This is a genomic window from Brevibacillus formosus (assembly GCF_003013405.1).
GTDB classification, from domain to species: Bacteria; Bacillota; Bacilli; order Brevibacillales; family Brevibacillaceae; genus Brevibacillus; species Brevibacillus formosus.
In genome coordinates, this window is sequence record NZ_PXZL01000034.1 from 107609 (window position 1) to 132671 (window position 25063).

25 protein-coding genes are annotated in these 25063 nt (G+C 48.2%); 5 read left to right on the top strand and 20 right to left on the bottom strand.

Translation table 11 applies throughout. The features are described from left to right. Positions 1-54: 54 nt before the first annotated feature. From C7R91_RS25925 to C7R91_RS25945, 5 genes are all read right to left on the bottom strand, one after another. The gene (locus tag C7R91_RS25925) at positions 55-2064 is read right to left on the bottom strand and encodes a peptidoglycan D,D-transpeptidase FtsI family protein (protein WP_047074237.1); all 2010 of its coding nucleotides are present in this window, start codon (positions 2062-2064) and stop codon (positions 55-57) included. Positions 2065-2075: 11 nt separating this feature from the next. Beyond that, positions 2076-4127: a penicillin-binding transpeptidase domain-containing protein gene (locus C7R91_RS25930; protein WP_047074238.1), complete on the bottom strand. Its 2052-nt coding sequence runs from the start codon at positions 4125-4127 to the stop codon at positions 2076-2078. Between the two features lie 170 nt (positions 4128-4297). Further along, positions 4298-4990 (bottom strand): FHA domain-containing protein, encoded by a 693-nt coding sequence (locus tag C7R91_RS25935; protein ID WP_047074239.1) that lies wholly within the window; start codon positions 4988-4990, stop codon positions 4298-4300. Between the two features lie 228 nt (positions 4991-5218). Next, the gene (locus C7R91_RS25940) at positions 5219-5548 is read right to left on the bottom strand and encodes a cupin domain-containing protein (protein WP_017251270.1); all 330 of its coding nucleotides are present in this window, start codon (positions 5546-5548) and stop codon (positions 5219-5221) included. A gap of 221 nt (positions 5549-5769) precedes the next feature. Next, entirely contained in the window at positions 5770-6048 is a 279-nt protein-coding gene (locus C7R91_RS25945) for a DUF2277 domain-containing protein (RefSeq protein ID WP_047074240.1), read from the bottom strand. Positions 6049-6137: 89 nt separating this feature from the next. On the opposite strand from C7R91_RS25945, the gene C7R91_RS25950 reads away from it, so the two are divergent. Continuing rightward, positions 6138-6422: a hypothetical protein gene (locus C7R91_RS25950; RefSeq protein ID WP_052773447.1), complete on the top strand. Its 285-nt coding sequence runs from the start codon at positions 6138-6140 to the stop codon at positions 6420-6422. Between the two features lies 1 nt (position 6423). Here C7R91_RS25950 and C7R91_RS25955 read toward each other — a convergent pair whose 3' ends face one another. From C7R91_RS25955 to C7R91_RS25975, 5 genes are all read right to left on the bottom strand, one after another. Next, positions 6424-7656 (bottom strand): outer membrane protein assembly factor BamB family protein, encoded by a 1233-nt coding sequence (locus C7R91_RS25955; protein ID WP_083995235.1) that lies wholly within the window; start codon positions 7654-7656, stop codon positions 6424-6426. A gap of 89 nt (positions 7657-7745) precedes the next feature. Continuing rightward, positions 7746-8729 (bottom strand): helix-turn-helix transcriptional regulator, encoded by a 984-nt coding sequence (locus C7R91_RS25960; RefSeq protein WP_047074242.1) that lies wholly within the window; start codon positions 8727-8729, stop codon positions 7746-7748. Between the two features lie 140 nt (positions 8730-8869). Next, a complete protein-coding gene (locus tag C7R91_RS25965) occupies positions 8870-9646 on the bottom strand; it encodes a GNAT family N-acetyltransferase (RefSeq protein ID WP_047074244.1) in 777 nt (258 codons plus the stop codon). Positions 9647-9675: 29 nt separating this feature from the next. Then, on the bottom strand, positions 9676-10569 hold the full coding sequence (locus C7R91_RS25970) for an AEC family transporter (protein WP_047074246.1): 894 nt from the start codon (positions 10567-10569) through the stop codon (positions 9676-9678). Between the two features lie 12 nt (positions 10570-10581). Next, a complete protein-coding gene (locus tag C7R91_RS25975) occupies positions 10582-11547 on the bottom strand; it encodes a PfkB family carbohydrate kinase (RefSeq protein WP_047074247.1) in 966 nt (321 codons plus the stop codon). Between the two features lie 315 nt (positions 11548-11862). Here C7R91_RS25975 and C7R91_RS25980 point away from each other — a divergent pair, with 315 nt between their 5' ends. Both C7R91_RS25980 and C7R91_RS25985 read left to right on the top strand, forming a co-directional pair. Then, positions 11863-12387 (top strand): DinB family protein, encoded by a 525-nt coding sequence (locus C7R91_RS25980; RefSeq protein ID WP_047074248.1) that lies wholly within the window; start codon positions 11863-11865, stop codon positions 12385-12387. A 191-nt stretch (positions 12388-12578) separates the two neighbouring features. Further along, a complete protein-coding gene (locus C7R91_RS25985; RefSeq protein WP_047074249.1) occupies positions 12579-13832 on the top strand; it encodes an MFS transporter in 1254 nt (417 codons plus the stop codon). Positions 13833-13910: 78 nt separating this feature from the next. On the opposite strand, the gene cuyA is transcribed toward C7R91_RS25985, so the two are convergent. Continuing rightward, a complete protein-coding gene (cuyA, locus tag C7R91_RS25990) occupies positions 13911-14915 on the bottom strand; it encodes a D-cysteate sulfo-lyase (protein WP_047074251.1) in 1005 nt (334 codons plus the stop codon). 172 nt (positions 14916-15087) lie between these two features. Between cuyA and C7R91_RS25995 the strand changes: the two genes are divergently transcribed. Continuing rightward, positions 15088-15279 (top strand): DUF2569 family protein, encoded by a 192-nt coding sequence (locus tag C7R91_RS25995; RefSeq protein ID WP_371863602.1) that lies wholly within the window; start codon positions 15088-15090, stop codon positions 15277-15279. Here the strand turns inward: C7R91_RS25995 and C7R91_RS26000 are convergent. After that, positions 15231-15977 (bottom strand): Crp/Fnr family transcriptional regulator, encoded by a 747-nt coding sequence (locus tag C7R91_RS26000; protein ID WP_083995237.1) that lies wholly within the window; start codon positions 15975-15977, stop codon positions 15231-15233. The two genes, C7R91_RS25995 and C7R91_RS26000, sit on opposite strands and share 49 nt — an antisense overlap. A 109-nt stretch (positions 15978-16086) precedes the next feature. Between C7R91_RS26000 and C7R91_RS26005 the strand changes: the two genes are divergently transcribed. Continuing rightward, positions 16087-16428: a DoxX family protein gene (locus tag C7R91_RS26005; RefSeq protein ID WP_047074253.1), complete on the top strand. Its 342-nt coding sequence runs from the start codon at positions 16087-16089 to the stop codon at positions 16426-16428. Here C7R91_RS26005 and C7R91_RS26010 read toward each other — a convergent pair. From C7R91_RS26010 to C7R91_RS26045, 8 genes are all read right to left on the bottom strand, one after another. Then, positions 16425-17042: a DUF3267 domain-containing protein gene (locus tag C7R91_RS26010; protein WP_047074255.1), complete on the bottom strand. Its 618-nt coding sequence runs from the start codon at positions 17040-17042 to the stop codon at positions 16425-16427. The two genes, C7R91_RS26005 and C7R91_RS26010, sit on opposite strands and share 4 nt — an antisense overlap. Positions 17043-17167: 125 nt before the next feature. Beyond that, the gene (locus tag C7R91_RS26015) at positions 17168-18103 is read right to left on the bottom strand and encodes a cation diffusion facilitator family transporter (protein ID WP_047074257.1); all 936 of its coding nucleotides are present in this window, start codon (positions 18101-18103) and stop codon (positions 17168-17170) included. Between the two features lie 174 nt (positions 18104-18277). Beyond that, the gene (gene murQ / locus C7R91_RS26020; RefSeq protein ID WP_047074259.1) at positions 18278-19192 is read right to left on the bottom strand and encodes an N-acetylmuramic acid 6-phosphate etherase; all 915 of its coding nucleotides are present in this window, start codon (positions 19190-19192) and stop codon (positions 18278-18280) included. Positions 19193-19257: 65 nt separating this feature from the next. After that, complete coding sequence (locus tag C7R91_RS26025) at positions 19258-20844, bottom strand: glycoside hydrolase family 3 protein (RefSeq protein ID WP_047074261.1); 1587 nt, start codon at positions 20842-20844, stop codon at positions 19258-19260. 31 nt (positions 20845-20875) lie between these two features. Continuing rightward, on the bottom strand, positions 20876-21838 hold the full coding sequence (locus C7R91_RS26030) for a GNAT family N-acetyltransferase (protein WP_047074262.1): 963 nt from the start codon (positions 21836-21838) through the stop codon (positions 20876-20878). Positions 21839-21861: 23 nt separating this feature from the next. Then, positions 21862-22689, bottom strand: a complete 828-nt coding sequence (locus C7R91_RS26035; protein WP_047074263.1) for a carbohydrate ABC transporter permease — start codon at positions 22687-22689, stop codon at positions 21862-21864. A 17-nt stretch (positions 22690-22706) separates the two neighbouring features. After that, the gene (locus C7R91_RS26040; protein ID WP_047074265.1) at positions 22707-23654 is read right to left on the bottom strand and encodes a carbohydrate ABC transporter permease; all 948 of its coding nucleotides are present in this window, start codon (positions 23652-23654) and stop codon (positions 22707-22709) included. A gap of 29 nt (positions 23655-23683) precedes the next feature. After that, a complete protein-coding gene (locus tag C7R91_RS26045; RefSeq protein ID WP_047074266.1) occupies positions 23684-25015 on the bottom strand; it encodes an ABC transporter substrate-binding protein in 1332 nt (443 codons plus the stop codon). Between the last annotated feature and the right edge of the window lie 48 nt (positions 25016-25063).

Below are 25063 nucleotides of genomic sequence, written 5' to 3' on the forward strand. Positions count from 1 at the left end.
ACGAAAGAAAGCTGCCCGAAGTAGATTCTCGACAGAACCACTTCGAACAGCTTGCTATTTCAATCCGATATGCTTGTTATACACATCGTATACGGAACGTGAAATGATTGCAGCCGATCTTCCCCCATAACCACCCTCAGGAACGATTACGGCTACTGCCAGGACCGGATTGTCGACAGGCGCATACGAAATGCTGACGCCGTTCGTAATGCGGGCGTGCATTTTCCACCTTGTCTTTTTCTGTCCTGTTTTCTCATCTGTCACTGTCACCGGCACATAAATATCTTGCTCAGATGTACCCGTTTTTGCAGCTACCTGAAACGGCATTCCCTCATACGCGCGGACTGCTGTTCCCCCTGGTTTCGTCACCATCACCATGCCTTGCTCCAAAATGTCCCAATATTTATCTGGGTGAGGGAAGGTACTCATGGTTTTTGGCGTGTGCGTTTTGACCAGTTTTCCTTTTGCGTCTGTGATCTTATCTACCATCTGCGGCTGCAAACGTACACCTTTATTCGCAAGTGTCGCTGCATACTGTGCCAATTGCATCGTCGTTGCCCGAACTTGCTGCCCGAAGGAAGCCTGCACCATCGCGGCTAATGGCCCATAGTTTTCATCCATCACCAAATAGTCTTCTTTGCCTTTGTTTTCATTCGGCAAATCCACACCAGTCTGAACCCCTAATCCGAACGCGTGATAGTACGATTGCAGCACGGACGCTGATTCTTTTCCTTTTCGACGGGACAGCTCCTCCCCGATTCTCGCCATGTAGGTATTCGATGACTTTTGCAGGGAGATCGCAGGAGTAATCATGCCATGCGCTTTGGAATTGTCGTTCTTAATCCGATCCGTACCACGTCCATAGTGATACACACCTCCATCATTCCAACGATCGAAGGGAGAGATGATGCCTTCCTGCAAACCGAGCAATACCGTAATCGGCTTGAGGACAGACCCTGATGGCACAATTGAACCCGGATGCTTGTAGCCCTCCTGGATGGCCGCCTCGCCCGTTAATGGCCTTGTATCGTATGGCGCTTCCCGAATCGTCCCATTCGTCACGGCCAGCTTGATCTCGTCATACATTTTTTGATCCGGTCCCTCAATCCACACGTTTGGATCGTATTCCGGATAGCTGACCATCGCGACGACCTTGCCTGTCTTAACCTCGATTGCCACGACGTATGCTCCCTTTGCTCTCCTCGCTTCGGGAATAGTTGCACGCATCTTCGGAAGAAATTCTCGGATTGAATCCCGGATACCTAGCTGTACCCGCTGATCAATGGTGAGATACACATGATTACCCGGAATAGATGGAACTTCCTCCACTTGCTTCACAACCGTCTGATCTGCCGCCACCTCATACATCCGGTAACCGTTACTCCCGCGAAGCTCTTTTTCGTAAGACAGCTCAATGCCATCGAGTCCGACCAGCTGGTTCGGCAAATACTGTGAACTCTCATCCTTGTAGGAGGCGAGCTTCACATTTTCAGCAATGTGAAAGGGCCGGACATACCCGACCGCCTGTACAGCGATTTGTTTGGGATCGTATTTTCTGATCGGTTTAGTGACCACCTCAATCCCCGGCAGATCGCCACGCTGCTCACCCAGTACCGCGATTTCTTTATTCGTCAAATCCACCTTCAGCTCTTTCTCCAAATAGCGCGGCAATTGTCGCGCCGCTTCCACATACTTACCTTTCTCGTAGGCATAGCCGACATCCATCTTTTTTAACAGCGTAGCCTTGTCGACGCTCAGTATTTTCTCCAGCTTTTCCACCAGGTCAAAGTACGCTTTCTTCTCCATGACCTCTTGTTCACGGAAGACAGCGAGGTGAGAAGGCCGACTTTCGGCAATGACATATCCGTTGCGGTCATAAATGTTTCCTCGCATAGCGGCAATATAATCTTTTTTATACGATCTGTCTGCCAGCTCATTTGCATAAATGCTCCCTTGCTGAATTTGGATTTGCGCTAATCTCAAAATGATTACCACAAACATCAGAAACACGACGATATAGACGATTTGCAGTCGTTTCACACGGTCGTTTTTTTCTTCCTTCATACTTGCTCTCCCTACTCTTTCAGTACCTTCGTGAAAATCCGTTTAATACTTGCATCGAGTACATGACTGCCACCCCGACCACGGACATCTTCTATCATCATGGTAACCAGCAAACGCGGATCATCTACATTGAAAACGGCATACCATCCGTTTTCCAACCCGAGCTCGCCCTTTTTCTGTTTCAGCTCAGCTGTTCCAGTCTTGCCCGCCATGCGAATACCAGGCACGCGTGCTCCTCGCCCGGTGCCGCGCGGGTCTTCCATAACCTGTATTAAATGCTGCTTCACCGTGCTCGCCACATCGGCAGGTATGACATTTGTCTTCCAATACCCGTCTTTTTTGTCTTCCTGCAACAGTGATGGATAAACGATACTCCCGTCATTTGCAAAAGCGCTGTACACCAACGCGAGGTGAAGCGGCGTCATCGTTACCTCGCCCTGACCGTAACCGGAGTCTGCCAATTGAATCTCGTTTTGAAAACCGTCGTTATACAGCTTCGACTTGTCCAGTGGATATGGAATCGGGAGAGCTTCATGGAATCCAAGCAACTCGCTCTTTTTTGCGAATTGCTCCTTTCCTATGGAGAGCGCCGCTTTCGCGAAATAAATATTGTCGGAGTACACCAATGCTTTTTCCAAATTAACAGGTCCCCCGTAATCGCTGACCCGCGTTACCTCGTATCCACCCCAGGACGTATCCTTTTGCCAATGCAGTCCGCGGATGTGGATACTGTCCGCAGGGGTAATGGCTCCTGACGTAAGTCCAATCGCTGCCGTAATCGGTTTGAAGGTGGAGCCCGGCGCAAACCCGCGAGCGAATCGATTGAGAAGCGGCTTTTGTGGATTTTCATTCAATTGCTTCCACTCTGTAGCCGACATCCCAAGCACAAACGCATTCGGATCAAAGGACGGAGAATTAACGAGGGCCAGTATTTCCCCGGTCTTCGGTGAGATGGCCGCAGCCATGCCTGCTTCGCTTTTCAGCTCCTGGTAAATCGTCCGCTGTACTTCAGCATCTATGGTTAAGGCCAGTGACTGTCCATGCTTGGCGAAGCGTTCCACCACGGTCTTTTTTTCCATTCCATCTGCATCCGTGATGACGATACGCCCACCTGCACTCCCTCTTAGCTTCTCCTCAAAAATCTGTTCCAGTCCTGATTTTCCAATCACATCGGACGTTTTATAGCCCTGATCCTTTCGCTTCTCGTACTCTTCCTGATTGATCGCTCCTACATAGCCAACCAGATGGGCCGTCGCGTCCTGATAGGGATAGTAGCGGGCTTTCTTTTTATGCAATTTGAGACCTTCTGTTTTTTCTAATTGTTTGATGCGTGCATCATCCTCCGGCAGCGTGGCGATCCGGATGAACTTGGCCGCCTTGCTTGTCGTAGCTTGGACCTTCGAGGTGAGGTCATCCAACGGAATTTGCAAAAGCTTGCTGACCTCCAATTTCCCGGTCTGTGAAGCCTGGCTCCATTCTCCCGGATTTATCCCGATATCTACTACGATACGCTCTGTGGCCAACGGACGCCCTGCCCGATCCGTGATTTCACCTCGTCTGGGATACACCGTATTGGCTCTTACTTTGTCCCCTTCTTTCATTTCTGGAAAAATAAAAGAAGGATTCCACTGAATGTACCAGTCCTCCAAGTCGTTCTGCGTTTCTTTGACAAGTGTTGCTTTCCCTGTAAAGGAAATTGGTTCGGCGAAAGTTTCCATCGTCAACCGGTAATGAAAGTTGATTTGCCCATTCTCCCCTGGTCTGACGTCGCCATTGTACATCGGCTCGACTACAATTGCTTTGGCATCGATTCCACCGTAAATGTTTTGGTAACGGGAAACGAATTCTTCTTTGCTGATGGTCTTTTTTGTATGTAAAGAAAGCTGCTCGTACATGTCCGAGAATTTCTGTTCTCCCCACTTTGTCGTATACGCGGTGAATGCTGCCTTTGCCCTCTCGCCTTCCGACTGCGTGGTGTCCTTCCAAAAGTCCCAGAAAAGATAAAAAAATCCTGAAAGAACAACGACAAAAACCGTCCAAAATACTATCCATGTCTTTTTCACTAGTCATTCACCTTCCTTATCACACGATATTACAGTCGGATACCATAATATATGGAAAAAAGATGATGGCAAGATGAGACTATTCTCATAGGACGATGATAAGTGTCAGATAGTTACATCAAATGCAAAAAAAACACAGGAGATTCATCCTGTGTCTGTCGTACTGCCTACTATTCTTCCCACATGTAACCAAAGCGCGGGATCGTGGTGACATTCTCGCCATATCTGCCCAGACGCTTACGCAAGCGATAAACGAGAGCGTTGATCTCGGCTCGTCCAACATCGGGAACGCTGCTCTTTGCATTCAGCAAACGCTCTGGCCAGACGAGCACCATGATTTCCTCATAGCTGACCGCCTGGTTCGCACGTTGGTACAAAAGCATGAGCAAGTCCATATCTTTTCCGGTCAAATGGATTCGTGCGCCATCGAGACGTATTTCTCTGCGTTCCAGATTGATGACCAAGCCGGAAGTGGAGGTAGTTTCTTTTGGATTCGTCAAAGGGAATGAGAACTCCCGCGTCACATCCATCTCGCTGCCCTCTGCGAAAAATATCATTTCTACCACGCCTTTTGCCAGCGTAATATGATCACCATGATAAAGAAAATGCGGTGCTTGCTCTATCGGCATTCCGTTCACTTCTGTCCCATGCTTGCTTTGCAAATCAGAAATCGTATATTGGTTATTGATTTTCCGTATCACTGCATGCCTTCTGGATATATACGGACTGGAAAAAGCAATGTCTGGTTGTAATTGATTGCCCCGTCTCCCAATCATACACTCTTCCTTATGTAGAAACTGACGCTTTTGAAGCTGTTCGGGGTCTCCCTTTTTGATCAATACATATATGCCGTCGTCCAACATTCATCACCTCGAAAAGAGTTGGAGCTATCAGTATTTATTACATAACAAATTGCACATAAGTCAACACTTTTTTCTATTTATAGAAGCTCAAAAGGTCGTCTTTTTGAACATATAGTAATAGCAAAAAAGCCGCCAATTGTCCAGCCAACGAAAGTGACCGGTCGATTGACAGCTCTATATCATCGCTATCCGCGAACGAATAACGCTTGATTTTCTATGTTAATCGTCCTAGGAGCAGCGCTTGAGAGCAGCGAATTTTTTCGGTTCAATCGCCAGTAGATGACAATCGCCATTCGGGATAAACAGCTTGTAGGAAACTCCCTTTGGCACAACGATAAACTCTCCGGCTTCCACCCATATATTACGCTCGTGATACATCAGCAGCAGTCTGCCTTTGACGACAAACAGCAGTTCATCTTTCTGGTCGTTTTGTTGCCAAGGATACTCACCTTGCAGCTTCTCTAGCTTAATAGACGTATCATTCATCTCTCCGACAACCAGAGAGCCCCAGGAATCTTGCAAGCGTGATAAATGTTGTGCGACGTTCACCTTTTCCATGATGATCCTCTCCCCTTTGCCTTCTACGATAATATAATTTGCAGGAGAGAAACATAGTAGCGAAATGATAAATCATCTCATACGGCGATGATAAGATGCTGAAATTTCTGATACATAGCAACTGTCATCCAAAATTAATCAGGGAAGTCCCGAAACAGTTAAGAAAAATGGGCAGTTCCCAAATGGACTGCCCCTAGAATAGACTGCTTGTCTTTATGGTCTCACTGCCCTGTCGTGCCAAACCGTTTAGCGTTTCTCGCACGAGCACGCTCGATCTCAACTTCTCGATTGCGTGGCTCTGCATTCGTCACGAGCGAATCCAGGAGATTTTTTGCAACAACGGAGACCTCTTGGACTGCACGGTGAAAAGCCTCTTCATTAGCCTTCGAAGGCGTGTTGAAGCCCGAGAGCTTTCGCACGAATTGCAGGGCTGCTGCTTGAATCTCATCTTCTGTCGCGGGTGGCTCGAAGTTGAACAAGGTTTTGATGTTTCGGCACATCGCTTACACCTTCCGTCCCCTTTTTTGTATTATTTTACTATACAAGATCAATGAATCGCTACATGAGAGGAAGGGAGTGAAGTGCAATTATGGCCAAACGAGAACGAGTATTAAGCTATGCCCTCCTGATCATGTCCATTCCTGTTGTTGTAGGAGGATGTACGGCGATTACTTACATCCATCAAAAATATAACATTCCTTTAGAAGATTTGAAGGCTGACATACCATCTTTTCGTTACGGGATGAATCGGTATTTCACGAGGGTCCACGATATCAAAAACAAGAAAGTGTATGAGTTGACGGTGAGGCCAATGGGCGATAACCATGCGCCTGTTGTAAACGAGTTGCCCTTCCATCCAGTTAAAGAAGAGTGACTTATTTTGTATTTGTTCCTTTGTGCGCCTTGCCCTTCGGTGAGATCGCCAACAAGCCCATTCCATCCGCACTCGCATACAATACCCCATCAGGACCTGCCCAAATGCGCGTAAAAACAAGCCCCTCGTCATTACGTAACACAATAAAGCGTTCCTTACCATTTGGATCTAGCGAGAAAATACTTCCGCCTGTATCTGTAAAGATAACATTTCCTTGACGATCAGAAATGAGACCCAATCCTATTACTCCCGTTTGCCCCTCCGGACGACTGTAGCTCCAAATTTTCTCGCCCGTGCGATCTACCTTCTCAATCGTAAATTCATCATATTCGATGTAAAAATTCCCCGCTCCATCATGCGGGATTCCTGCTTTATTGAGTGTCTCTGTATCTACTGGGGCTTCAGCACGATCTTTGCCGTCGGAAGCATGGAGAAATGACAGACCTTTTTCTCCTATGATGTACACCATGCCATCGTCTGAAACATACCTTCTCCCCGGCTGCACGTTTTCCCGCTGCCACTTGATTTTCCCACTTAGGCTAAGAGCAACCAGTTTGTTGTCTGTCTTCTCCACTAGCAATGTTTGAATGGATTCGATCCATGTCAACCGTACCACGTCATGTGAGAGGTAGTAATCGTATTTATAGGTGACCGCTTGATCGTTGGCCCAGATCAGTCTTGCATCCTGATCAATTGCCGTAACCCCTCTATCCGTTAGCACGAACATAATACCGTCGGCTGACACATCAAAAGTCGAACCGTAGCTGTACATATGCGGTAGCTCCATTGTCCAGCGTTCCTTCCCAGCTTTGTCTACGGCAAGAATCCAAGCAGGTTCGCCATCTTTAAAATCGTACAAGTTATGATTTTGTGCGTACAACAATCCGTCCTTGCCTAGCTTAAGGTGATTAGCCCAGTCAAGCCCCAGATCACTGTGCCACTTGACCTGTCCACTCGGATTCAGCGCATGAAGCACACCGTCTGCCGAAAGCAAATACATCATACCTGTCGCTTCATCAACAACTTCAGAGAAATATCCTTGCCCTGCATTGTAGTTCCACTTGATCTCGAATCGATCTGCTCCTCGCATCTTCAGCTTCTTCGGTACCCCGTCTTCCAAGACGGTAATCGGCGTAGTTATTTCATTGCTCATGCTCTGTGCAGATGTTCCTATGGGAAATACAAGACTAACCCCCAGTGCCAGAGCGACAATCGTATTATGTATTTTCATCATAGCCCCCTTCCTTTTTGTTACAGAAAAAATGGATACCCTTAAATAAAGATATTCGTTCCGGTTAGAGCCGGTTTAGTGGATTGGTAAAACTAGCAAAATCTCCCCCGCTTCACCTCGGAAGGATTGAGTCCATACTGCTTGCGAAACGCCTCGGAGAAATGACTGAAGTTGGAGAATCCCACGATGAGGGCAACCTCACTGACATTCAGATTGCCCTCCCGCAGCAGTCCAAGCGCTTTTTCCAAACGCCTTTCCCGCAAATAGGCAAATACACTTGTCCCGAACTCTTCTTTGAAGCCAATCTTCAGCTTGTATTCATTGAGCTGCGCCAAACGCGCCAGTTCGATCAAAGAAGGCGGAGACTCCATATTTTCGAGTAAAATGTCACGGGCGTTGTGAATCTTTTCTCGATCACTCCGAGATAACTGTGTCCTTGGTCGATTCTCTTCCCGCTCAAACAAAAACATATCCAGTGCCGACGACACTATCTCAAGAATCTTGCCTTCTGTATGCAATCTCCGCAGCTTCTGATGGGAGGATGAAAAATCGTTCAACTGCTGAAGCATCCGAGCCATATTCGGTTGCAACGGCATCCGGAACAAACGATAGGCTTGATTGCCAAGCAGCCCTTGAAATGAATACGCTGCTCCCACATCGCTGTCAGCCACCCATTCATTAAATTGCTCTACGGATATACCGATGCCGACAGAGCGGTGGGGGACATCCGCCCGGTACATAAAATTCGCATGAAAGTCATTCATCAATTGAAGGGAGCAGCTCCCAGGCAAAAACTCATGCTGACTTCCCGAAACGACGAACTCCCCACTCCCCTCCAGACAAAAGCTGAGCTCAACCATGGCTGCCTGCGACTGTATATTCATGACGCGGTTTTCCTGAAGGGAATAGCTGGATTCGACCAGCTCCAATCCCGGTCGAGGAATCACTCTCCGAAGGTAGCCATCACTATTCGTCAGTGTATACCGATTCGCTTCGGACACAATGCGATCACTTTTAGTAGAGGGCAATGCATTGATATAGCTATCGTATATGGAATGTACAGATGCTTGCTCCATGACCTTCTCCCTGCCTAATCATATGTAGGATAATTTTTGCAAATGATTCTTATTCTCATAATAGTTACACAGGCGACGATCTGCAACTACAAAAGCTGCCCCTCAGAGCATTGGGCAGCTTCCATTTTCACGATACGATACTATTTATACTCATAAAAACAAGGATAAGAATAGGCGAGAAATTCAAAGTCTTTTTTCTCCAAAATCGGTCGACTCATCGGACTCGCATCCACCATCAACAGCGGATACCCGCGTTCCTGTGCTGCTTGTACCCGTACTGCCACGAGTGCCGTATAATAGCCTTTGTTTCGGAATTCAGGCAAAGTAGAGCCTCCCCACAAACTGCCAAAGGACGTATCCTCATGCAAGTACATCCAAGCTGCACTCACTGCCTGATCGCCACTGTACGCAGCATACACGAGCAGGTGCTCAGGATCTTCCGCCAAATCCCGTTTTAATCTCGCAGCAAGCTCGGCATTCACACTGCCCCATAGCTGCTCTTTCAACTGCATGATATCATCAATGCCCGCTGAGTCAGTGATTTGCCGTATCTCTGGGGGAATGACAAGGCTTCGCAACTCCTCTGCCTGCGCCACCTCCAACACAAGCAGCGCCTCCTCCTCATCAACTGTAAAACCATGACCTTTCAGCCTCTCAAGCAAATTAGCCGGTTGGTCATAATCAAACAGCTTCCACTCAAAGGATTGCTGTAGACTTGAGAAATAAGCAAGTTCCTGCTTGATCACTTCCTCTGCATTTTCTTCAGACAGCTTGGAAAACAAGACGACTCCTGAATCATCCGGGGTCGGTGAGACATGGCGAACAAGGTGATCTGTCTCCTCCCGCCGGAGTGGCGGATAGGTGATTTCCACCCTCATCTCTTTGTCAAAAAGCCGCAATACTTCTGCCTTGTTCATGTTTTCTTCCTCCCTTGTCTACATCAGGACTAGTGCAAAATGTTCAGCAAAAACGTTAATGTACCAATACTGATAACCGTCGTAACCAACACGCTGCTGGAGACGAATTGTGGTCGCATATTGAATTGGATCGCATAGATCGCAGTAGTTGCGGCAGAAGGCATGGCTGCCAGAACGACCAACACCTTTTGCAGAAGCGGATCAATTGGGAATAACAGACAGATAAGGTACGCCAAAAGTGGTGACGCCACCAGCCGAATGACACTCGCGGCACTGAGTCCCTGCCACTCTAGCGCTTTGGCAGATACATTGGCGAGCTGCATGCCCAAGATGAGCATCACAACTGGAATCGCCGCCTGTGCAACGAGATCAATCGCCTGGTAGTAGCTTTGCGGGATGACGATTTGCAGCTGCTGGAGCAAAATCGCGAGAACCACAGCGTAATTCGACGGCTGCTTGAAGATCGCCTTGATGGCCGTCACCATCCCATTGCCGCCTCGGGAGGCAAAATACACGCCGAATACGCCCATCATGATCGAGTGGAGAACCATGATTTGCACCGCATACGTAAAGCCAGCCTCTCCGAAGGCGAACAAAATAATTGGCGTCCCGTAGTTGCCACTGTTCATGAAGGCGGTCGCGAGCATCAGTGCGCTTTCCTGCTGCTTGTCGTATTTGAACATCCGTGCCGTCAATTGCGTGATCACAACGAGCGCAGCCAGCAAAAGCAGCGAAATCACGACGATATAAAATAATTGCAAGTCGAGCTGTGTTTTGTAGAACGTACGAAAGACAAGCGCCGTTGACAAGATGTAAATCGCCAGGGAAGAAATCGGCTTCAAATCCATTTTGAAAATGCGCTGCAAAATGTAGCCGCTAAGAAAAATGAGCAGGACAGGCAGGATGACTTCCACAAAAATCATGACTCTTACCTCCTACCGTGCTGCTTCCATGAAGCTTTTGACCTCAGAGAGCGTAGGCATGGCGGGAATGGCACCTGATCTTGTTGTCGTGAGTGCACCCGCGGCATTAGCAAAGCGCACCATGTCCTCTAACGTGGCTTGTGGGATATCCAGCGTGCTTTCCCGCACCTCAAGAAGCTGATAGAGCAGCGCGCCCACAAACGCGTCTCCCGCGCCAGTCGTATCGATCGCGGTTACTTGAAAGCCACCTACTGTACCGAATTGATTTCGTGTGCGGTAAAAGCATCCCTTTTCCCCCAACGTGACAAAAACAGCGTGCAGATCATATTGCGCAAGCATCCACGCTGTCGCTTCCACGACATCCTCGCTCCCCACGAGAAAAGCCAGCTCTTCTTCGGACAGCTTGACGATATCGGCCTGCACCATTCCTTTGAGGGCCATAGCCTTCGCTTCCTCCAGATCCACCCATAAGGACGCTCGAATATTCGGGTCAAATGAAAGGAGCCGCTGATGCTTTTTCGCGTACTCGACGGCTTTCCAGGTCGCTGATCTGGCTGGCTCGTGCGTCAAGGACAATGTACCGAAATGAAAAATAGCTGCCTGTGCAATCAGCGCCTCGTTCACGTCTTGCTCCCGCAGCATAATGTCTGCACCCGGATTGCGGTAAAAGTGAAACGAACGATCGCCTGTCTCATCGAGATGAACAAAAGCCAATGTCGTAGGCGCTTCCTCCGTAAGTACCAGTCCTTCTGTGCCAATATTCTGTCGGATCAAGGTCTGTTGCAAAAAACGCCCAAACCCATCGTTTCCCACCGCGCCGATAAAGGAAGTCCGCTTCCCGAAGCGCGACAGGGCGGCAAGTACATTGGCAGGCGCTCCTCCAGGGTTTTGCTCAAATGCAATGCTGCCCGGCTTTTCCTTCTGCTTTACAGGTGTAAAATCAATCAATAGCTCTCCACATGCAACCACATCTACCATGTTGATTTCCTCCGATGACCGTGATAGCTCCAGTATGTCACAGGTTCTTTTTTTTGCCAATGAAAGCCAGCAGCTGTATGTTGATTTTCGATTCCGAAGAGCAAAAAATGGCTAAAGATCCAGACATGATCTGTGATCTCTAGCCATTTCTTTTTCCCACTATCAACCTCTGCGCTTCTATTCAGACGAGCCTTTGCTTACGACCATTCTATACAGATTCACACAAACAAATCCACCCTTCTCCAAACAAATGGGAAGGAATGACATTGGTAAAAGGCGAATAACTCCGGATTCCATACCGAAAGGAGTCGTACCATGAATTTTAATCTGGATGAAGCGATTGAGGTTCTAGAGCGTACGCCACAAGCATTGGAATCCTTGTTAACGGGCTTATCGAATGGGTGGTTGCAGAACAACGAAGGCGACGGCACCTGGCATGCTATTGAGGTGATTGAACACCTGATCGAGGCAGAGAAAACGAATTGGCTCCCACGTCTGGAGATCATTCTTCAAGAGGGAGAGAGGAAACCGTTTCCTCCATTTGATCGTTTCGCTCACTTACAGGAAACCTCGGTTAGATCATTCGAGCAAAAGCTGCTGGAATTCAAAACGCTTCGTGCCCAAAACCTCGCCAAGCTGCGAACGCTCGTGGAACCGGAAAAGCATCTGGAATTAACCGGACTCCATCCCGCTTTTGGGGTCGTAAAAATGCGGGAATTGCTCTCTACGTGGGTCGTTCACGATTTAACGCATACGGCGCAAATCGTACGGGTCATCGCCAAAAGATACACAGCGGATGTTGGACCCTGGCGGGAATATTTAGGTATCTTGAATAAGTAACGCTTGGTTCTCCATCTTGCTGACTTAAGAAAAAAGTGATACGATTTATGGTATAAGATTTCATAAAAGAGCTCTCGGAACTTCCCGGAGCCTGATTATTGATGAAGGGCGACCCTCGTGAATAATCAGGCTCCTTTATGTTTGTAATAGGGCTGCTCAACTGCCCTATTACGGAAAAGGGAGTGACGAGAGTGAACGAGATTTTTCGCAATCGCAATTTTCGCAGGCTGTTTCTTTCCAATTTGTTTTCAGGCTTTGGCCAGGGGATGACCATGATCGGGATATCTTGGTATTTGGTAGAATCCACAGGCTCAGCCAGCCTACTTGGTTCCACCATGCTTCTCTCCTCGATAATGACACTGTTCATCGGACCTTATTTGGGTACATTGATTGACCGCTTTTCCCGCAAGGCCATTCTACAGCTGGAACAGCTAGGAGGCTTCTCGGTGCTCGCTCTTGTAACAGCTTGGGGATTTTGGGGGACTTATCAAGAGTGGATGATGGTACTCATTTTTTTGGCGTCGATGTTCATGTTTCAGGTTCACGAACCTGCACAGTCAGCCTTCGTACAGGAAACCTTTGAGCAAAAGCACTACAATGTGATCAATTCTACCATGGAAATTCAAAACCAGACCGCTTTGGTCCTCGCAGGAGCTTTCGCAGGTTTTCTATTGGGGAAATACGGATTACATATAGTGCTGATCCTTAACACTTTGACCTATCTGATCGCTTTTCTCTCCTTAACCGGAATCGATTATGTGTTTACACAAGAAAAACAAGTAGAAAAAGACCTCCGAACATCCTGGGTGTCACAATTTCAGCAAAGCTGGGTCTATATCAAAGAAAAACGAGGGTTTATCGTATTCGGAATTGCTGCGTTGATACCATTCCTCGCCGTTATGCTGACGAACCTGCTCAACCCTATCTTTGTTAGCCAAGTTTTGGGGGAAGATGTGGCGATCTATTCCATGGGAGAGGTTACGTATTCCATCGGTGCAGTGCTGGCGGGATTTCTTCTTACCTGGTTTCGTGGAAAAATCGGTGCTTTTCCTTATATGGTAGGGAATTACATCTTGATGGCGATTGCTCTTGTAATGACCGTTGTGATCCCAGTGGGCTCGGTTTTTGTGTTACTCTCTGCGTTTATGGGCTGGTGCAATGTATCAACCAGACTGATCCGACAGACCATCTATATGGAACTGCTACCTAATCGTTTTATAGGCAGGGTCCTGAGCTTTTTTCGGTCGATTGGTACATGCATGCGGCTGTTATTACTCGCTCTATTTACTCTCATGCTAGATTCAACAGGCGGATCAGTCGGTTACCTTGTATTGGCAGGTCTTTTGGTAACGGCCACACTAGGAATCGTCTTTTCCATGGGTATGCTGATCCAGCGGGTAGACACCACCGATGCTGTGGCAGACCAAGGCACTATGAAGCACTAAGTCTGTCAGCTTTCCTATAAAAAGACAGCGGTAGCTATGGACGTGAAAGTACATCCTAGACTACCGCTGCCTGCTACGTTATTTGGATGGCAAAAACAGCTGCGGAACGGTATACAGCGCTGGGGCACCACCCGTATGCAGGAACAGCACCTGATCGTTCCGACTAAAACGACCTTCGCGAATCATGCCGATCAAGCCTGCCATTGCCTTCCCCGTATAAACTGGATCTAGCAAAATTCCCTCTGTCCGAGCGACCAGCTGAACGGCCTCGATCATACCATCCGTCGGAATCGCATAGCCTGGCCCGACAAATCTGTCGTCGCAAAGCACGGCTTCTGCTCGTATGTCCCCTTGCAAACCGATCAGTGCAGCCGAACTGCGCAGTAACCCCATCACCTTTGCTTCTTGTGCAGCACGATCGCGGCTGACATTGATCCCGATTACTTTTGTGTTGGACTGGCGCGCCATAAAACCGGCAAGCAGACCGGCTTGCGTACCGCCGCTTCCCGTTGCCGTCACGACATAATCGTACGGTGTCGTCGTTTCCCAAGCCTGCTGCTCGATTTCTTCCGCACACGCCATGTACCCCAAGGACCCGACTTCGTTGGAGCCTCCTACAGGGATCAGATATGGTTTTCTGCCCTGTTTTCGCAGACCTTCACCGAGCTCTTCCATAGCTGCAAGCAAATCTGCCTCTGCGGGAATGACCTCGATTTTTTCTGCTCCGAGCAAGTGGAACAACAGATGATTGCCGCTCGCTTGCGGTTGGTAGTCGCCCGTCTCAGGCGCGGACAGCACGAGCTGGCAGTGCAGACCTTCGCGAACTGCCGCCGCCAGAGTCAACCGGCAGTGATTGGATTGGACAGCTCCGCATGTAATCAATGTATCTGCCCCTTGCTCAATTGCCTCCGCCACCAAATACTCCAGCTTTCGCGTCTTGTTTCCCCCTGCTGTCAAGCCAAGCATGTCGTCTCGCTTGATAGAAATACTCGGTCCGCCTAACTCCTTGGACAAACGCTCCAGCCTTTCGATTGGTGTATGACCCTGCGTGTATTTTCTGCGATGGTAACGGATTTGGTTCATGCTTTTCTCCCCTTCTGCTTGGCGTTTGTTATGTGACTTTTTTTCACAATTGACTTACCCCTTTGATTCTATACCATTATCTGGTATCCATAACATTACGAACAGAGAGGTAAGAAAACATTAAATTTATTTCCGGAAAAAGAAACGTGCTCCGCATTTATTTGTTGGCCTGATTCTTTTTTATCTCATCTTGAACATGATCGATTTGTTGGCTTGGGCGAGCTTTGACAATCTTTTCGGAGACACAAGTCAGTATGTCAAGCAATCGGGACTAAGCTTGCTTCATACTTGTATCACCGCAATGATCTGGGTTCCCTATTTCCGCTTGTCCAAGCGAGTGAAGAATACATTTGTGAATGAATGAGGGGCCAGCGCTTCCCTCAATCGCTCCCGATGGACCCATAACGGCTTACGCAGTCCTGTCTTCTTCACGATGCCTTCTGCAGTTAGCTCATGGAGCGTCTCTGTTACAGTTTCACGAATACACCCCATCATCGTCGCCAGCTCCTGATGCGTCAGGTTCACTGCCAGCTCGATCCATTCTGGTGCGTCAGCCTGGCGCTCCCCTCCGTATTTTTCACACAGCCTGCCGAGCAAATAGACAAGACGCTGTCGCACACTTCCATACGCCATGAGCTCCATCATTTCTTCTACCTCTCGTAAGCGATTTGAAACAATCTCGATAAAATGCAAGGCAAGCCTCGGCTTCTCCAGCATCAGCTCTTCAAATTTTCCTTTATCAATCGAACAAATCAACGAATCTTCCCACGCTTCAGCGTACATATTCGTTGAACTAATCGTAAACGACCCGACCTCGCCAAACACATGGCCTGTGCCGAGCAAATCAATCGTCAGCTCTTTGCCGTCAGCCGACAGCTTGTATAGGCGAACCTTCCCAGCCTTGATCAAAAACAGCCTTTTCTGCTCCAGATGAGGGGAGGAGATCATCGTTCCTTTTTTGACCACTTCCATAGGAGTCGCCGGTTCCAATTGGGCCAGCTCATCTTCACTTAACGACTGAAACAAATTGATACGGGATAAAAACTTCTCCTTTTCAATCACTGTGTACTGCCTCCTGCTCACTGTAGGCTGGACTACATATTGTATGGATCACTCCCATTATACTCCTCGTTAAGCAATGGATTTCGAATGAACAAAGGAGTGTAAATCGTTGAACACATTCATCATGATTCTTTCACTGATTTTGGCTTTGATGTTTTCCATCTCTGTGTTAATGAAATTTTTACGCGCAAACTCTATGCTCCAGCACTGGAAGGAATACAGGTACCCCCTTTGGTTTATGGACGTGATTGCCTCACTTGAGCTGGTCGGAGTCATCGGCGTAATTAGCTCCTTTTGGATTCCTGGGGTACTAACACTCGCTTGCACCCTGTTCGCCATCCTCATGCTTGGTGCTATCCATGCCCATCTTTTTCGGGCAAAACATAAGCCCGTCATGGCGATAAATGCGGTATTTATGCTAATTTGCTCGTTGCTTCTTCTTTGGCTTTAATCGTTTCCGAGCGCTTTCCAGTACGTCTTTTGTCCGTTACTGATCAAGATTGCCTGTTTCGGAACTTGCTTCATCACCAGAAAAAGATTCAGCATATCGACCGAAGAAGCGATTGCGTTTATTAAAATCATAAATTTTAATACAGTAGTGAACAGCCCCAAAAAACCTAAAAGAACAGGCAACATAATCGAAATGAGAATGAATGGAGCGATGGTAATCAGGATGTATCTTGCTTTTGGAATCTTTTCTTCCGTTGCTACAAACCCGCCAAACAACGTAAGCCCCATCCATGTTTTTTCTGATCTCAAGAAATTCGGGATAAAAATCAAATGCAAGCATTCATGAATAATGACCAAGGCGAGTAGAGAGAATATCGCACCGAAGTCAATGGATATGGATAGCGAATCAGATGTCAGCCCCAATTCCTCCAAGGTTATTGGCGAAAAAAAATGGATGATCCCAAAAACGATGAGTGCGTTAATCAGCATGAAAGGAATCGATAAAAGAGTTGCCCTGCCCAAACTCTGTGGTTCATTCAGTGGAACCCATTCATTTTTCATCAACTCAACATGTACATTTTCATGATACTGTGGCAATTTGGTTGTGATTCTCATAAAAAAACCTCCCCTTTCTAGTAAGACGTTCACCCTATGTGATCAGTTTCTTTAATGGGGAGATAAATAAAAAAAGGCTAATCTCCTGAGCTGGCTTGGAGACTAGCCTTTTTCTCGTGGTCATATTATGCTTGCTTAAGCAAAAACTGCTTACCATATTCCCCGTGATCCAGAATCGTCGGGTGCTCGATCTGAATCGTCGAATGGTCAATTCCGTACTTCGTTTGCAAAATGTGATTAATCGCCAGAATGACACAATACGGCTGAATGCCTTCACGAACGAACACATGCGCTGTCAGGGAGTAATGCTCCGTGGATACCGCCCACAGGTGCAGCTCATGAACATCCTCCACGCCCTCTACCTCATTGAGGTCCTGACGGATTTGCTCGAGATCAAACTGCTCTGGAACAGATTCCATCAACACGAGCAGCGACTCACGAATGATTTTGGCACCACCTGTAAAAATAATTCCCCCAATCACCAAGCTGATCAACGGGTCGAACAAGTAGTAGCCTGTCATGTAAATGAGAATCGCCGATGTAATTACACCGACAGAGCTGAGCAAATCTCCGATAAAGTGCCATAACGCGCTTTTTACATTGAGATTGTCTTCTTCCTTCATACTGCGGGAAAGTACGATCGTCAGCACGATGTTTACAACCAAGCCGATGGATGCAATGGTCAGCATCAACTGCAAATCAACGTCTTGCGGATTGATCATCCGCTTGATCCCTTCAATAACAATCCCGATCGCAATCACGGCAAGAGCCAAGCCATTCAAGAATGAAGCAATGATTTCAAAACGGAGAAATCCAAACGTGTACTTCTTAGTCGGCTTACGTGTCGCCATATAAATAGCAGTCATACTCAACCCTAATGCGAAGACGTCAGAAATCATATGGGCGGAATCGGACAGGAGCGCGAGTGAATTGGACATCAAGCCCCCCACCACTTCCACGATCGTAAAAAACAACGTCAATAAGAGCGTAATCCACAAAGTTTTCTTCGATGTTTGCTGTTCTTTCACATGATCAAGATGATGATAATCACCCTTTTTCATACGTATCACCTCTGTCCATTTAAATTATAAAAATTACAATCTAAGAATTAATGTAATCATATCCCTTTTTTCAACGATATTCAAATGAACATTTTATGGATCATACAAGTGATTTTCATTACCAGTCATGTCGTACCAAGACAAAAAAAGCCTCATCCAAAAGGATTAGGCTGATCATTCCGGTTTGTGATTCCCTTCCAAAATCCTTCGAATATTGCCCTTGTACTGGGTGAGCAAGCGGCTTGCTTCCTCTGCTTGCAGCCCTGTCTTCTGCATCACGATTGCCAGTTTTGCGTCACCGTCTGCCTTGTTCAACAGTACGTCTGCCTCGTCGGCAGAGACGTTGGTCGCTTCGGCGACAATTTGTTTTGCCCGTTCCTTTAGTTTCTCATTGGTTACCTGCACATTGACCATCAAATTTTTGTACACTTTCCCTAACCGCACCATGCATCCGGTCGTAATCATATTGAGAACCATCTTCTGCGCCGTCGCTGCTTTTAAGCGAGTCGATCCAGTCACTACCTCTGGCCCGACTACCACATTAATCGCCACATCCGCACCTTGGCTGATCTGCGCCTCCTGGTTGCAGGACAACGAAATGATTTTGGCCTGCTGCCCTCTTGCTTCCGCCAATGCTCCGATGACATAGGGTGTCCGACCACTCGCTGCAATTCCCACCACGGCATCCCCTGCCTTTACGCCATAGGCAATCACATCTTCTCTGCCGTTCTGCTCCACGTCTTCGGCTCCTTCGACTGCCCTAACGATCGCTTTTTCCCCGCCTGCTATGACTCCCTGCACCAATGAGGGGTCCGTCCCAAAGGTCGGGGGGCATTCAGCAGCATCGAGCAAGCCCAATCTCCCACTCGTTCCCGCTCCAAAATAAAAGAGTCTTCCGCCATTTTCCAGACATTCTGCGATTAAGTCAACAGCCGCTGCAATCGAAGCCAGCTCCTTTTCAACGGCAAACGCAACTGTTTTATCCTCTTCATTCATAATCTGGACAATTTCCATCGTAGAGAATTTATCCAGCTCTTCCGTATTCCGATTCCTTGTTTCTGTTGTTAAATCACGCAGGTGAAACTTCATCCAGTTACCTCCCACCCATCTACACTCATCTTCTCTTTCTACCCCACACTATGCTGCTTTTTCTCCTATGGAAACAGGCTGACCGGAAGATGTCCAACGGCCTTTCTTTCCCCGAACAAAATGTCTGCCACAAGCTCTATAGCATGGTACGTATGGTCGTAAACGGCGAGATACGCATCGACCTGTGGCATTACCAGGAGATCATACGGGTTTCGCAGGGCGACAGCCACGACCTTTTTCCCCTGTTGAACTAACCGATTCACCAGCAGCGATTGGCCTTTAAAGATATGGGCATTGTACGTAAAAACGACGATGTGCTCCGCAGCTGACATCACATGCGCCACAAGCTCCACTTCATCCTCTGTCGGGTTGAGCGTCGACATCCTATGGTAGTCAACTTCACGATATTTTCTCAACGGTGCGATCAATTCTCCAGAAGCTGCTTGCCCATCCTCTGCCAAAGTGAGGTTGGCAATCCCCGGAAAAATCACGCCGAGCGGTTGCCTGCCTCTTTGTAAAGGAAGCAGCTGATGTTCATTTTTCACCAAGGTTATGGCTTGGGCGAGCGCACTTCTCGCCATGTCTGCATGCTGATGACGATCAAAGGAAGGGCCTTTTGCTCGCAAGCAATGCTCCCAGGAAAGAAATCGTTTCTTTAATTGAAGCACGCGATTTACGGCTTCGTTGACCCGCTCATCTGACAGCTCCCCTGAATGAATGGCCGCAACGAGTCGTTCGTACGTTTTTTGCTGAACTTCATGCGTATGGGAAACCAGAACAAGATCGATGCCAGCCTGCACACAACGCACCGCCGCTTCCGCAACCCCGATGGTACCCGCAATGGCAGCCATCTCCATACAATCCGTAATCGCGACACCATCAAAGCCGAGGGACTCACGTAATATTCCCGTCACGATCTCCTTGGAATACGTAGCAGGAGAGCCTGACTCATCCATACTGGGCAAACTGATATGTCCAACCATCACCATGGGGACTCCTGCCGCGATAATGCGCTGGAATGGAACCAACTCGACCTGATCCAGCCGCGTCCGATCATGCCCGAGCACAGGAACAGCTTCATGAGAATCGGTGCTCGTATCGCCATGACCGGGGAAGTGCTTGATAGAGGGAATGACACCACTCGCAAGCAAGCCTTGAATGGCGGCCTCACCAAACCGCGCCACCTGCTCTGGCGCTTCTCCGAAAGACCGCACCCCAATAACCGGATTGTCTGCATTGTTGTTCACATCGACCGTCGGGGCGAAATTGACTGAAATCCCTGCTGCACGCAGCTCCTCACCTGTTGCCTGGTAGATGCGCTTGGCTTGATCGAGATCGCCTGTCGCACCCAAAGCCATCGCTCCTGGAAAGCGCGTCGCCCCTTTTTGCAGACGGGAAACCACACCATTTTCCTGATCGGTCCCGATCAACAGCGGATAGGGATGCCAAGACTCATGCGCCCAGCTCTGGAGCTTCTGTACGCGCTGATAGGTCTCCTCCGGTGTCCCGATGTTGCGGCTAAAAAGAATCACGTTGCCAATCTGTTTTTGTTTAATCCATACTTCCATTTCTTCGGGAATATCCAGCGTAGGGTAACCGATCATCAGCAGTTGCCCAACCTTCTGTTCTACTGTCATATGTTCGGCTTGCATGGAATCCTCCTCCCTACCGACTTGAATCTTTTTATGAGAATACTTTGCCGTACTTCGCATACTGCTTCCAGCTGCGATACCCGAGCCTCGCATAGAAATCAACCAGCGTCGTCCAATCGATGACAATGTTTGAGATACCTCGATTACGCAAAGCTACAATGCCCGCCTCTACAATCGCCAGTCCCAACCCCCGTCCCCTATATTCCGCATCTACACCCAACGGACCGATGCCGCCCAGCCCATCTGCAAACAAAGGTGCCCAGTATACGTTTTGGGCAATAAATGGAGAATCGGCATCATTGATCCGGCAAAAACCGACGATCTCGCCGTGCAGCTCCACCACGACAAATTCGCGTCCGGTTCCTCCTCGTTGGAAATAGTGAATGGCTTCATACTCCCAGCGTCCGGGAAAGCACCGATGCAAGAAGGCCAAAAAGGCATCCTCGTCCGCCCTCGTCAACAGTCGAAAGCGGCCATCCGGTACCTTTGGCAATTCCAGCTCCGCTGGTTCGAGATACTGGCCTAACAGATCGTTCTCTAACCGGTCCTCCGAGTGATACCCTTGTCGCTCGAACCACGCTTTTACGTCCGCAGATTCATCGGGTATGCCCGGGAAATAATGATACGGATCGCGTCCCAGCAAGACCTTTTCCACCCCTTGCTCTCGCAACGCATTTTCTGCCCTTGCCAGCAATTCACGCCCGACCCCTTGCCCGCGATGTGCTGTAGACACGAGCAACACCTGAATCCAGCCAATGCCTTTTCCCAACTGAATGTCGAGCTTTTCCTGCCAGCATTTGGCCACGACAAAACCGACAGGACGCTGCGTCACAGCATCTATCGCAATCCACGACCCGGCTTTGACTACATTCTGATCCTCAAAGCTGTTTTGCCGCATGAGCCCAGGCCGCATGGGAAAGCGATCGCCCAACTCCTGATTCCACAGCTCGCACAGAGCGTACGCATATTGATCGTCCCAAGGTACGTATTGCACCGGATACTTGCCTCCCTTACGCCCTATTTCAATCCAGAAGTTTTGGAGCCTTCCACAAAATATTTCTCCGCAAACAAAAACACGATCAAAATCGGGATCAAGCTAATCAAGGCCCCTGCCACAAGCAGTTGATCCTCTGTCTTGTACTGACCGCTCAAAGACAAAATCCCGATCGGCAGCGTAAAGTTCTCGTCCGAAATGAGATAAATGACTGGGGCCAAAATCTCATTCCACTTTCCCATAAACGTAAAGACCGCCAGTGTAGCCAAAGAAGGCTTGCACATCGGCAAAAACACCCGCCAGTAAATCTGGAACGGATTGCAGCCATCCAGCTTTGCCGCTTCCTCGTAATCCTTCGGGATGTTCAAGAATGCTTGCCTCATTAAAAAAATGGCAAACGGCTGTCCGAGCCACTCCAATATCCAAAGCGGAGCAAACGTGTCGAGCAGTCCCAAATTTTTAAAGATAATAAACTGCGGGACTATCGTGACGATCCCCGGGATCATCATCGTTCCAAGCACAATCATGAACAGCGTGTCGCGGAAAGGAAAGCGCAGCCTGGCAAAAGCAAAGGCAATCATCGAGCTGGACAATAAGGCCCCGATAACCGAAAGAATCGCGACAATCAGACTGTTGATCGTATAGCTGCTAAAATTCGCCTGTTCCCATACCGTTGTATAGTTGCTCCACTGGGCTGGATTGGGCAGCCATTCCGGCGGAAATTGCATGTACTGCTTGTAAGTTTTCAGCGAGTTAAACACAGTCGTCAAAAACGGAACCAGCATAATCAACGCACTCGCTATGACAAACAGGTATCCAACGATTTTATTGAGAGGAAAACGCTTTTGCATGGCTACCTCCTTGCCTCTTAATCATAATGAACCCATTTCTTTTGCAGCTTGAATTGGATGAGCGTAATGGCAAGCAAAATAAGGAATAACACCCACGCAATAGCAGAAGCGTAGCCCATTTTGAAAAAGCTGAATGCTTGGCGGAACATGAACAGCATCAGGACGAGGCTGGCGTTGTTCGCACCACCTGTCGAGCCCGCCTCCGTAGATCCCCCAGTCATGACAAAAATCTGCTCGAAGTTTTGGAAGGAGTAAATCGTATTCAAGATGACGACCAGAAACGTCGTGCCGGAAATCATCGGGACCGTCACCCGCCAAAACTTTTGCCAAGCGTTCGCTCCATCAATCGAGGCTGCCTCGTACATATCAGAAGAAATTCCTTGCAGTCCAGCGAGAAAAATAATCATCATGTAGCCGACTGACTTCCAAATGGCGATGAGAACCAATACCGGAATGACCCAAAATTCATCAATCAGCCAGTTTTGCGGGGCGATTCCCAGTTTGGTCAGAAAAGCATTGGCAAAACCGATCCGCTGGTTAAATACCGCATCCGCTACATACGCGATCACCGTCCATGAGGAGATAACCGGCAAAAAGTGAACCATCCTGAAAAATTTCAGGCCCTTCAGCTTTTGATTCAGGGCTACTGCTAACAGCAGCGCCAAAAACGTTTTGGCCGGGACGTACAGGATCGTAAAATAGACCGTATTCCATAACGAGCGATAAAACAGCGGGTCTTCAAACAGCTTTTCATAGTTGTCCAAGCCCGTCCATTTAGGAGGATTTAAAATATCGTAGTCCGAAAAGCTGAAGTACAATGACGCAACCGATGTTCCCACGACGAATACGAGAAAGTGGATGAGATAAGGGGAGACCATGAGCAGTCCCCATCTCCCCTCGCTATCCAACCATTTTCTCTTTTTTACAGCAGGCTTCTCCTGTTGCTTGGTTGAAAGCTCTAGCATGGTTGGCACACATCCTCACTGATAGATGACTACTGCTTCTTGAAGAAATCATCCAGAACTTTTTGAATGCCTTGGTCTGTTTTCGTAATGAATTCATCTGTTCCGTATTTATCCATGAACAGCTCCGCCAAATTATCCGTGAACACCTTCACCCACTCGGTAAAGACAGCGTTGGTATCAATCGTGCCTGCGAACTCCAAGGTGTCGAGGAACACTTTTTTGTTTTCCGGCTTCGTCGCTGGGTTGAGGAACATTTCGGAATTCGCCACTGATTTTTTCACCGGAATGGCTTCCCCTACTGCTGTCCACTCTTTTTGTGCTTCATCTGATGTCGTCCAGTAGGTGATCCATTCTTTTGCGGCCTTGACCTTCTCTTCCTCTGCTTTTTTGTTGATGACCCATGAGTTGGCAATTACGGGTGCGAAGCGTTTGCCGTCCGGTCCTTTTGGCATGGGAGCGACATCGTAATTCAACCCTGCACCATTCATCGAGGTTGTTGCTGCGTAAATATCGATTTGCATCGCCACAGCCCCGCTCAAAAACGCTTTGAAATTGCTTTGGAACGCCTTTAGATCAGCCGGATTCGGGAATAGCTTGCGCTGCATGCCGTCTACCATCCACTCGACCGCTTTTTTGTTTTCCGGGCTGTTGATAATCGATTTTGTCAACGTCGGGTCCAATACCCCGCCACCATACGCTTTCAAGATGTTAAACGCACCGCGTGAGCTGCCAAAAAACGCGAAGCCGTACTGCTTCACTGATTTTTTGTCAAAAGCAGGATCGTCTGCATTTTTCCCGTTGGCATCGAGGGTCAGCTTGACAGAAGCCGCCTTCAAATCATCCCAGGTCCAGTCAGCCGTAGGGTATGGTACGCCCGCTTTGTCGAACAAATCCTTGTTGTAGAAAAGGGCTCCGACTTGGATACCCTGCGGCACGCCCCAATACTTCCCGTCTGAGTCTTTGTTGAACTCCAGACCGTTGAGCTCCTCTTTGCTGATTTCTTTCGTGACGTAGTCGGTGATGTCGAGAATCGCGCCGCGTTGAGCGTAGCCAAACACTTTTGTCCCGTCACTCTGCCAAAGATCAGGCGCATTCCCGGCCGCGATCTGAGTCGTCAGCTTTTGATAGAAGTCATCATAAGGAGCCGTCATCGTTTTGATTTTGATGTGAGGATGCGATTGTTCGAATTTTGCAATAATTTCTTCCATCTTTTTCTTCGTCGGTGGATCAGAGCTGTAGCCCATATACAATTCGACTTTATCCCCCTGCTGTGTGGAGGACTGGCTGCTACATCCAGAAATAAGCAATGCCGCGGTTAAGCCAATCAAACCGAGTACTGAGAGAAACCTTCTCTTTTTCATGGAAAACCTCCCCAATTGCATGAAATGGAAAACTTGCATAGCTAATGA

Coding starts and splice junctions, on each gene's coding strand:
- C7R91_RS25925 (WP_047074237.1), bottom strand. CDS start 2,064: ATGAAGGAAGAAAAAAACGACCGTGTGAAACGACTGCAAATCGTCTAT.
- C7R91_RS25935 (WP_047074239.1), bottom strand. CDS start 4,990: ATGTTGGACGACGGCATATATGTATTGATCAAAAAGGGAGACCCCGAA.
- C7R91_RS25940 (WP_017251270.1), bottom strand. CDS start 5,548: ATGGAAAAGGTGAACGTCGCACAACATTTATCACGCTTGCAAGATTCC.
- C7R91_RS25945 (WP_047074240.1), bottom strand. CDS start 6,048: ATGTGCCGAAACATCAAAACCTTGTTCAACTTCGAGCCACCCGCGACA.
- C7R91_RS25950 (WP_052773447.1), top strand. CDS start 6,138: ATGGCCAAACGAGAACGAGTATTAAGCTATGCCCTCCTGATCATGTCC.
- C7R91_RS25955 (WP_083995235.1), bottom strand. CDS start 7,656: ATGATGAAAATACATAATACGATTGTCGCTCTGGCACTGGGGGTTAGT.
- C7R91_RS25960 (WP_047074242.1), bottom strand. CDS start 8,729: ATGGAGCAAGCATCTGTACATTCCATATACGATAGCTATATCAATGCA.
- C7R91_RS25965 (WP_047074244.1), bottom strand. CDS start 9,646: ATGAACAAGGCAGAAGTATTGCGGCTTTTTGACAAAGAGATGAGGGTG.
- C7R91_RS25970 (WP_047074246.1), bottom strand. CDS start 10,569: ATGATTTTTGTGGAAGTCATCCTGCCTGTCCTGCTCATTTTTCTTAGC.
- C7R91_RS25975 (WP_047074247.1), bottom strand. CDS start 11,547: ATGGTAGATGTGGTTGCATGTGGAGAGCTATTGATTGATTTTACACCT.
- C7R91_RS25980 (WP_047074248.1), top strand. CDS start 11,863: ATGAATTTTAATCTGGATGAAGCGATTGAGGTTCTAGAGCGTACGCCA.
- cuyA (WP_047074251.1), bottom strand. CDS start 14,915: ATGAACCAAATCCGTTACCATCGCAGAAAATACACGCAGGGTCATACA.
- C7R91_RS26010 (WP_047074255.1), bottom strand. CDS start 17,042: ATGAGAATCACAACCAAATTGCCACAGTATCATGAAAATGTACATGTT.
- C7R91_RS26015 (WP_047074257.1), bottom strand. CDS start 18,103: ATGAAAAAGGGTGATTATCATCATCTTGATCATGTGAAAGAACAGCAA.
- murQ (WP_047074259.1), bottom strand. CDS start 19,192: ATGAAGTTTCACCTGCGTGATTTAACAACAGAAACAAGGAATCGGAAT.
- C7R91_RS26025 (WP_047074261.1), bottom strand. CDS start 20,844: ATGCAAGCCGAACATATGACAGTAGAACAGAAGGTTGGGCAACTGCTG.
- C7R91_RS26035 (WP_047074263.1), bottom strand. CDS start 22,689: ATGCAAAAGCGTTTTCCTCTCAATAAAATCGTTGGATACCTGTTTGTC.
- C7R91_RS26040 (WP_047074265.1), bottom strand. CDS start 23,654: ATGCTAGAGCTTTCAACCAAGCAACAGGAGAAGCCTGCTGTAAAAAAG.
- C7R91_RS26045 (WP_047074266.1), bottom strand. CDS start 25,015: ATGAAAAAGAGAAGGTTTCTCTCAGTACTCGGTTTGATTGGCTTAACC.